Raw genomic sequence first — 7,155 nt, forward strand, 5'->3', positions numbered from 1 at the left:
GTGTGCCTTTTTGGCGTTTGGGCGGTTGGCGGGGGGCTGGGTCACCCCCCCCCGGGCCCCGGTTCGACGCCGTGGCCCGGTCCCACGTCCGGGCCCAGAAACGGCTGATGGGGCTGCCCGGGAGCAGGGGAGGCACCCGCACCTCGGCCCCCACCGACCCCAGCCCCGCCTCCCGCAGGTGCCGTGGATAGTCCGCCACCCACGAGATGTCCGTGCCGATGGTGTCCCGCAGCCCCTGCCACATGGCCCGCATCACCCGGGTGTACGGGCCGGGCGCCGCCGTGCCGGTGGTCAGGTCGATGGCATCGCTCAGCACCAGCACCCCGTCCTCGGCCAGCAGGCCGCCGAGCCCGCTGATCAGGCTGCGCCACGAGCGCAGGTGCATCAGGACGAACCGGGCGTGGACCAGCTGGAACCGGCGGCCGGGATCGAACCCCGCAGCGCTGACGTCCGCCTCCAGGACGTCGAGCCCCGGCAGCGGGCGGGCGTCGAGGAAGCGCGTGTCGCGGTCGACGGCCAGCACGTTCGCCACCCCGGCCTCCTCGATCAGCCGGCGGGCGACGGTCCCGGTACCGGCCCCGACGTCGAGGCAGTTCCAGCCCGGCCCCGCTCCCAGGGCCCGCAGCCGGTCCATCGTCATGTCGTCGTACGCGAGTGCTCCGAGGTCGATGCGGTCGTCCTCGCCGGCCTGCTCGGGCCGGAACACCGTCTCGCCGTAGCGGCTGTCCCCGGGACCTGTGGTCATGCGTCGGTCACCACCTCTGCGCCGTGCGCCGCGCGTGCCGGTGGGAGGCCCGTGCCGCCGCGGCGCGCGCCCCACCATTATCACCGCGTGGTCCCGGCCCTGCCCGGCGTGCGACGTCCACCGCCTTCCCGTCGCCGAACGGTTCGGCCGATGCCTCCCCGGCCGTTGGACGGTTGGCCTATCCTGCCCCCGTGGACCAGCTGATCTCCGAAGACCCGCGCCGCATCGGACCGTACCGACTGATCGCCAGGCTGGGTGAGGGCGGGATGGGCCTGGTCTACCTGGGCCGCTCCGAGGGCGGCCGCACCGTCGCCGTGAAGGTCGTGCAGGCCGAGTACGCGGGCCATCCCGAATTCCGCAGGCGCTTCGCCCGCGAAGTGGCCGCCGCGCGGAGGGTGGGCGGGAGCTGTACGGCGGCCGTGCTCGACGCCGACCCCGAGGCGGCCGTCCCGTGGGTGGCGACCCAGTACATCCCGGGGCCCGACCTGCACGCCGTCGTCGCCAAGCAGTTCGGGCCGCTGCCCGAGTACTCCGTGCACACCCTCGCCAACCGCCTCGCCCTCGCCCTGCGGGCCGTGCACGAGGCGGGCCTGATCCACCGCGACCTCAAGCCGTCCAACGTCCTCGTCACCGTCGACGGCCCCCGCGTCATCGACTTCGGCATCGCGCGGGCGATGGACAGCCTGGCCGAGGAGCACAGCCTGCACACCCGCACCGGCATGCTGATCGGTTCCCCCGGGTTCATGTCCCCGGAACAGGTCCGCGGCCTCGAACTCACCCCGGCCAGCGACGTGTTCTGCCTGGGCGCCGTCCTCGTGTACGCCGCCACCGGGCGGCTGCTGTTCGGCGCCACGGACACCGGCCTGAACGCCCACCTCTTCCGGGTCGCCGAGGACGAGGCGGACCTGACCGGCGTACCGGACGCGCTGGCCGGTCTCGTACGCGACTGCCTGCACAAGGACCCGGCCCGGCGGCCCACCCCCGGGGAAGTGGCCGAGCGCACCTCGCCGGACCAGGCCGAGGAATGGCTGCCGGGCGCGGTCCTGGCCCAACTCGGACGTCATGCGGCCCAGTTGCTGGACTACGCACCGCCGGCCCCCGCCCAGGCACCCCCGCAGCCCGCCCCGCCGGAGGCCGCCCCGCAGGCGCAGGCCGAGGAGCGGGAAGGGGCCACGGCGCAGGAGCGGCCGGTGCCGCTCCCGCCCGCGTACGCCCCGACGGCCCCCGCACCCTTCGATCCCGTACGGGGCTTCGGCCCGCCCCCGGGTCCGCTCCCCGGAGCCGGGTCCGCGACCCCGGGCCCGGCCGCCGGACCGCCGACCCCGCACCCGAGGCGCTGGTGGGGCCTGGCGGTGATCGCCCTGGCGCAGCTGCTGGTGCTGTTGCAGGCGGTGGACTTCACCTTGGCGATCCCGTCCGTCCGGATGGACCTGCACCTGTCCGATGGGTCGCTCGGCCCCATGCTCAACGCCTACTACATCGCCTTCGGCGCCGTGCTGCTGATCGGCGGGCACATCGCCGACCTCGTGGGACGCAAACAGACCGTGATCATCGGCCTGTTCGGGTGCGCAGCCGCCGCCGCTCTCGCCGGATCCGCCGGCGACTCCGGCACGCTCATCACCGCCCGCGTCCTCCAGGGCGTCTTCGGCGCCCTGCTGACACCGGCGGCGCTGGCCCTGGTGGCCGACGGCTTCACCGACCCGAAGGAACGCGGCCGGGCCTTCGGGGTCTACGCCGCGGTCGCCGGCGGCGGCACGGCCTTCGCCCTGGCCGTGAGCGGATGGCTGCTCGGCACCCTGGCCTGGCGGGTGTCCCTGTACGCCGTCGTCCCCCTCGCCGTGATCGCCCTGATCGGCGCGTTCACCCTGCTCGACGGCCGCCCGGCCCGCACCCGCGGCCGGTTCGACCCGCTCGGCGTGCTGCTCGGCTCCGGCACAGTCGCCGCCCTGACGTACGGCCTCGGCTCGGCCCCGTCACGCGGCTGGACCGCCCCCCTGACCCTGGTCCTGCTCGGCGGCGGCGTCCTGCTGCTCGTGGGCTTCGTGGCGTGGCAGATCGCGAGCGCCGACCCGATGGTGCCGTCGTACGTCTTCAGGGACCCCAGCCGCCTCGGCAGCCTGCTGAGCCTCTTCCTGGTGGCCGCCGCCACCTTCGCCCTGTACCTGGTGCTGTCCGTCTACCTCCAGGCCGACTGCGGATACTCCCCGCAAACGGCCGGACTGGCCATGCTGCCCATGGCCGGCGCGACCGTGATCGGCTCCACGCCGGTCTCCGCCCGCCTGCTGCGCCGTGCCGCGCCCCGCCTCCTGACCATGGCGGGCCTGGCGCTCACCGCCGTAGGCCTGCTGCTCCTGACCGGCCTCGAAGGCGGCTCGTACGCGACCGGGGCCCTGCCCGGCATGCTCCTCGCCGGCCTCGGCACCGGGATCGCCCTCGTTCCGATCCTCGCCACCGCGACCGGGGGAGGCGGCGCCGAACACTCGGGCGGGGCCGCGGGAGCCGTGACCACCGCGCAGGAGGTGGGCACGGCGTTCGGCGCGGCCCTCCTGGCCGGCCACACCGCCGTCACCCTCTGGTGGGCGGCCGGGGCCGTGCTCCTCGCGGTCCTGATCGCCGCGCTGACGATCAGGACCGGGGCGCCGCGCCGCTCCGCCGCACCGCTCCTCGCCACCGACGGCTGACCCCGGCCCCGCGAGGGGGCCGGGGTGCCGGGGCGTCCGTGGCGTCAGGGCGTGCGGGGCGCCGGGAGCTGCTGGGTGATGCAGTGGACACCGGCGTCGCCGGTGGCCAGGGTGCGGGCCTCGACGCCCACGACCTCGCGGTCGGGGAAGGCCGCCCGTGCCGCCGCCAGCGCCTCGGCGTCGGTGCTCGTGCCGGCGAGCGGCATGATCACCCCGCCGTTGGCGATGTAGAAGTTCATGTAGTTCACGACCGTGTCCTGGCCGTGCACACGGACCTCTTGCTGCGGCGGGAGTTCGAGGATCTCCAGCTTCCGGCCGGCCGCGTCGGTGGAGGCTTCGAGGACCGCGCGGTTGGCCTTCAGCCGGGCGTGGTCCGGGCGGGCGGGATCGCCGCACGCCTCCACCAGCACCCGGCCGGGCCCGATGAACTGGCAGACGTGGTCCACGTGCCCGTCGGTGTCGCCGGCGAGGTGGCCGTAGGGAAGCCAGATCACCTTGGTGGCGCCGAGCAGGGCCTCGAACTCCGCCTCGATGTCGGCGCGGCCGAGCCGCGGGTTGCGGTTGGCGTTCAGCACGCACTGCTCGGTCGCGATCAGGGTGCCCTCGCCGTCCACGCTGATCGCCCCGCCTTCGAGGACCGTCATCGTCGCGCGGCGCCCGATGCCCAGGTGTGGCAGCAGGCGTTCGGTGATCCTGTCGTCGTGCCTGTACGGGTGGAACCGCTCGCCGAAGGAGTTGTACCGGAAGTCCACGCCGACCCGCCCGCGCGGGCCGTGGACGACGATCGGGCCGGTGGCCCGCAGCCAGGCGTCGTCCATCGGGATCTCCACGGTGTCGACCCAGACCCCGCACAGCGCCCGGACCCGCTCGGCCTGCCCGGGCAGGACCAGCAGGGTCACCGGCTCGAACGCGGCGATGGCCCGGACGATTTCCGCGTACTCCCGCTCGACGGAGGCGAAGCTCTCGCCCCACAGCGATGCGTACGGGGGCCAGGCGAGCATGCAGGCTTCGTGGGGCTCCCACTCGGCCGGCATCGACAGTCCCGTCACGACGGCTCCTGCGGTGCCGGGAAGGACCGTACGGCTTCCTCGGCGGCGTCCCAGTCGCCGCCGAAGCGGGTTTCGAGGACGTGCAGCCACCGCTCGATGCCGAAGGCCACACAGGAGGTGTGGGCCTCGGCGCCCGCGTGCGCGATGCCGGCGCGCTCGCCGAAGAAGTTGCGGTGGTAGTTGACCGACGCGATGGCGAGGCCGCCGTCGGCGACGAACTCCTCCTTGGTGGGGAAGAGCCGCTGCATGACGGCCCGCGAACCGTTCGCGTCGAAGAACGGATCCGTCGCGACCTCGGTGGTCAGGCCGAGGCCCAGGTGCGCGGCGAACCCGAGGACCAGGTCCTTGTGGGTGGTGAGGTGGGCCTTCACCGTCTCGGCGTCGCCGACGGCGATGATCTCCCGCATGGTGAACCCGTGGAGGCGGCGCAGCCCCTCGTAGTGCGTCTCGCGCCGGAAGCACTGGGCGAGGGTGGTCAGCCTGACCGGCTCGTCGAGCTCGGTGCCCGCGAGGGACAGGTAGGCGTTGTAGCAGGCGGCCGAGGGCAGGACGAGGCCCGCCTCGCCCAGCTGGTGGCCGCCGAGGCCGGTGCCGGGCGCCGCCGGGTGGGTGGGCAGGTCGGCGACCGCGGCCGTGTCGACGGGAGCCGCCGCCAGCACGAGGTGCGGGAAGTTGGTGAAGTAGTCGAAGCGGGCCAGGTCGGCGACCGGGATCAGCGGCGGGTAGATGACCTCCGCCGCACCGGCCGCGGCGGCCCAGCCGGTGAACACGGCGTCCAGTGCGGCCCGCAGGCGCACCGCCTCGGGGCCGAGGGTGACCAGGCCGTCGGTCACGGCGACCGGGGCGCGCAGACCCGGACTAGGCGTGAGCATGCCCGGCCCCTTCCGTGATCAGTGCGTTGATGCGGTTGAGGGTGCGGAAGTGGTCCACGTCCGTCTTGGCGAGGTCGATCGGCTCGCCGGTCAGCTCCTCCATGAGCAGGAGGAACTCCACGAAGGCCAGGGAGTCGAGGATGCGGGCCTCGATCAGGTCCCGGTCCCAGTCGATGGTGTCCACGGCGGAGTTGAGCTTGCGCAGGAACCCGATGACGGTTTCCATCGACTCGCCCACTTCGGCCGGTCCGTTCTCACGCGTTGACATGGTCGAGCCCCCAAGAGGTGCGGAAGATTTCGCCGGCGACGAAGAACCGGTCGACGCGGGCCATCAGCTTGACGTGGAACGCCTCGCGCACCGGGTGGGACAGCGCCTTGCGGCGGACCTCCAGGGGCTTGTCCACACCGCAGTCACGGAACATCTGCGGGTTGTACAGGCTGCGCACGGAGTACGTCATGTAGTCCTTGATGTACTTCTCGATCTCGTCCCGGCGGCTCGGATCGGCGGCCAGGGCGCGGTCGTAGAGGCGCTTGACGAGCTGCTTCCCGAAGGCGACGTGCCGGCTCTCGTCGTGGTGGTGCGCCGAGTGGATCTCCCGGAGGATGTCCGGGATCAGCGGGTCCTTGCCCATGCGGCTGTTGTAGTAGTCGAAGATCTCCTCGAAGATGAGGATCCGGGAGAACACGACGACGTCGTCCCACAGGTCCCCGAACCCCTCGCGGCGCAGCGGGGAGGCCGCCTCCGGGTAGATCCCGCCGGTGTACCGGTGGCAGAACTCGGCGAAGAACCACATGTGGGCGTTCTCTTCGCCGATGAAGTGGTGCAGGTACTCGTTGTACGGGGCGAAGTCGGGCGTGTGGATGCGCCGGGCGACCTCGATCATCAGCTCGCGGATGCCGTGCACGTGGAGGCTGAAGAAGTTGACCGTCTCGTACCGGGCGAGGGCCTTCAGCACCTTCTCGTCCTCGATCAGGCCGGTGCCGGAGACCGTGAGGTAGTCCGGGTTCATCCACCACTGGTCCTCGGACACGGAGTCCGGCCACGTGAACTTGGTGTAGGGGTTGTAGTACTCGTCGCGCGACTTCTGGGAGAGCCGCGTGAGCATCGTGCTGAAGCCGGAATCGTCCATGGTGATGCGATCTTTCGGTTGGTGCGGTGTGTTCATGCTGCGGAGTCGGCCCACGCGACGAGGCAGTTCTCCAGGCCGCGCAGGAAGGACTCCATCCCGGACTCGGTGACGTGGCGGACGTCGCAGGTCAGGGAGAACTCGAGGTGGTCGGCGCCGTCGTCGACGATGAGGTAGAAGGGCTCCTCCTCGGTGACCGGCAGCCGGGTGAGCACCGTGTCGGCGAGCAGGCTCGCGGCGGGGACCTCCCGCGGCGTGCCTTCCTGCGCCGGCCGGGTGCGGCGGTCGTTGATGCAGTACGAGAACCGCAGCGGCGCCTCCGGGCCGTCGCCGAGTTCGGCGAGCAGCCGGTCCATGGCGGCGGCGTCGCATCCGGAGTTCTGGAAGGCCGTGATGGCGGCGAGCCAGGACCGTTTGACCGCCTGCGGCAGATCGGCGTCCGCGAGGTCCACCGAGAAGTACGTCTCCTGCATCAGGGTCGCCACCACGGTGCGGCTGTCCCGGCCGAACCGCTGCGAGCTCGTCAGGTGGAGGTCCACGCGGTCGCTGCCGGTCAGGTCGCGCAGCAGCAGGGCCGTCGCGCCGACGATGACGGCCGCGGCGCTCATGCCGGTGCTGTCGGCGATCCGGCCGACCGCCTGGTCGGCGGCGCGCGAGCGCAGGGCCATCTGCCGGTAGGCC

7 protein-coding genes are annotated in these 7,155 nt (G+C 72.7%); 1 reads left to right on the forward strand and 6 read right to left on the reverse strand.

Going from position 1 to position 7,155, the window contains the following annotated elements; genetic code table 11:
* The coding region (locus tag ACFXA3_RS29845; RefSeq protein ID WP_385191680.1) for a class I SAM-dependent methyltransferase at positions 1–745 on the reverse strand (745 nt) is incomplete at its 3' end.
* A gap of 191 nt (positions 746–936) precedes the next feature.
* Between ACFXA3_RS29845 and ACFXA3_RS29850 the strand changes: the two genes are divergently transcribed.
* Positions 937–3,426 (forward strand): MDR family MFS transporter, encoded by a 2,490-nt coding sequence (locus ACFXA3_RS29850; RefSeq protein ID WP_385191682.1) that lies wholly within the window; start codon positions 937–939, stop codon positions 3,424–3,426.
* 44 nt (positions 3,427–3,470) lie between these two features.
* On the opposite strand, the gene ACFXA3_RS29855 is transcribed toward ACFXA3_RS29850, so the two are convergent.
* The 5 genes from ACFXA3_RS29855 to ACFXA3_RS29875 all read right to left on the reverse strand — a co-directional run.
* Complete coding sequence (locus tag ACFXA3_RS29855) at positions 3,471–4,475, reverse strand: agmatine/peptidylarginine deiminase (protein WP_385191684.1); 1,005 nt, start codon at positions 4,473–4,475, stop codon at positions 3,471–3,473.
* Positions 4,472–5,347 (reverse strand): hypothetical protein, encoded by an 876-nt coding sequence (locus ACFXA3_RS29860; protein ID WP_385191685.1) that lies wholly within the window; start codon positions 5,345–5,347, stop codon positions 4,472–4,474. The genes ACFXA3_RS29855 and ACFXA3_RS29860 overlap by 4 nt, the downstream gene beginning before the upstream one ends.
* Entirely contained in the window at positions 5,334–5,615 is a 282-nt protein-coding gene (locus tag ACFXA3_RS29865; protein ID WP_385191687.1) for an acyl carrier protein, read from the reverse strand. Before ACFXA3_RS29865 ends, ACFXA3_RS29860 begins: the two co-directional genes overlap by 14 nt.
* Positions 5,602–6,477 (reverse strand): diiron oxygenase, encoded by an 876-nt coding sequence (locus tag ACFXA3_RS29870; RefSeq protein WP_385191688.1) that lies wholly within the window; start codon positions 6,475–6,477, stop codon positions 5,602–5,604. The genes ACFXA3_RS29865 and ACFXA3_RS29870 overlap by 14 nt, the downstream gene beginning before the upstream one ends.
* A gap of 32 nt (positions 6,478–6,509) precedes the next feature.
* Positions 6,510–7,155 (reverse strand): hypothetical protein (locus ACFXA3_RS29875; RefSeq protein ID WP_385191690.1); only part of this gene is annotated, 646 nt, incomplete at its 5' end.

The organism is Streptomyces sp. NPDC059456 (assembly GCF_042750055.1).
GTDB lineage: Bacteria > Actinomycetota > Actinomycetes > Streptomycetales > Streptomycetaceae > Streptomyces.

Coding starts and splice junctions, on each gene's coding strand:
- ACFXA3_RS29860 (WP_385191685.1), bottom strand. CDS start 5,347: ATGCTCACGCCTAGTCCGGGTCTGCGCGCCCCGGTCGCCGTGACCGAC.
- ACFXA3_RS29865 (WP_385191687.1), bottom strand. CDS start 5,615: ATGTCAACGCGTGAGAACGGACCGGCCGAAGTGGGCGAGTCGATGGAA.
- ACFXA3_RS29870 (WP_385191688.1), bottom strand. CDS start 6,477: ATGGACGATTCCGGCTTCAGCACGATGCTCACGCGGCTCTCCCAGAAG.